This window comes from Clostridium sp. YIM B02569, from assembly GCF_022320765.1.
In the GTDB taxonomy this organism is placed as follows: domain Bacteria; phylum Bacillota; class Clostridia; order Clostridiales; family Clostridiaceae; genus Clostridium; species Clostridium beijerinckii.
Window position 1 is genome coordinate 1 of record NZ_JAKJJX010000065.1, and the last position, 1,380, is coordinate 1,380.

Genomic DNA, 1,380 nt, shown 5'->3' on the forward strand with positions numbered 1-1,380 from the left:
CTATAATAGTGCATTTTTACTTGAATAATTTTACAGTTAAATAAAAAAGCCGATTCCTAAACTATTTTTAATAACTCAAAAATTTTTTCTATCGGCGTACCGCTTGCGGCAGCTTTGTAAATATATATTACTTTAGACTTTTCTAAATTTTTCTTAGCAGCTCTATATCCAGTATTAAAGTGAAGAGAATCATTACAGTATATTTTGCAATAAGTATAATTTATTAACATTATTACTAGATATCTATTTATGCTTTTATCACTTCTTACTTGATATCCATCGAGTCCTAAGTAAGTTTTGCAATCTCTAAAAAATGGTTCAATCGCCCAACGGTCGGTATATTGAGTTAAGATCTCTAACGGACCTAATAATTTTTCTAAGGAAATAAAAGTTTTTAATGCTCCATCTTTTTGAAAAGCATCTTTAGGATAACTTAAAACAATAGACACATTTTTTCTATCTTTTAAGTTGCCAACATAATTGTAAATATAGTATTGCTTGTCTTTGACGGTGACGAGGTCAAAGTCTTCAATATTTAATAATGTAGCAAACTTATGAAGTTTTATTCCTAGTCTTTCATGGTCTTTTGGAAAAATAACTCTATTAGTTTTTAAAGCACCAATATAACTATATCCAGCTTTTTCAGAAGCATTAAAAATATCCTTACAACTATACCAACTATCAGCTAACACATAGCCCTTATTTTCAGGCTTTGGAAGTGTTACAATTAATTTTTTAGTTAATTCTATTTTACTCATAGATTCTTTATCATAGATATCAATTGAGTATGGTAGCACTAATCCGTTACACGATAGTAAAGAAACTACTATTTGATGACCATATACATTCTTACCTTTTAAGTGAGAATTATGAAATGAACACTTTTCAATTGGATTTTTAGCCTTTGACGAGGGCTTTGTCTTTTCAGAAATAGTATCATCAATAATAAAGTATATTGGCTGTCTGGATTCTCTTGATTTAGCCCAAATAAGTTCTATGATATATGCTTTTAATGCTCTTTCTAAAAGTTTTTCATCCCAATTACTATTTGAAAGAAATCTAGTAATACTAGTTCGATGCTTTGAAGGAACAAGCTCCGCTATGTCGGAAATTTTACCATTATAACCTTTTGATATCATAGCATTCATCATATTTTCTAAATGTCTTAATTGAGGCTTAGTTAAGTAAAAATCAAAATTTAAATGTTTAAAAAATTTGTATATTAATAGCTCATCTGATATAATTGTGTTCTGAAACATTTATGTATAGCTCCTTGCTGTCATTGTTGTGTGGTAACTCAATTATAACAAGGATTTATCATAAATGTTTTTTTATTTTATTCAGTTGTAAAATTATTCAAGCATTTTTGCACTATTATAG

General features: G+C 28.0%; 1 protein-coding gene. It reads right to left on the minus strand.

The features are described 5' to 3' along the window. Positions 1 to 56: 56 nt before the first annotated feature. Complete coding sequence (locus L3B96_RS27080; RefSeq protein ID WP_238949058.1) at positions 57 to 1,259, minus strand: transposase; 1,203 nt, start codon at positions 1,257 to 1,259, stop codon at positions 57 to 59. Between the last annotated feature and the right edge of the window lie 121 nt (positions 1,260 to 1,380).

Coding starts and splice junctions, on each gene's coding strand:
- L3B96_RS27080 (WP_238949058.1), bottom strand. CDS start 1,259: ATGTTTCAGAACACAATTATATCAGATGAGCTATTAATATACAAATTT.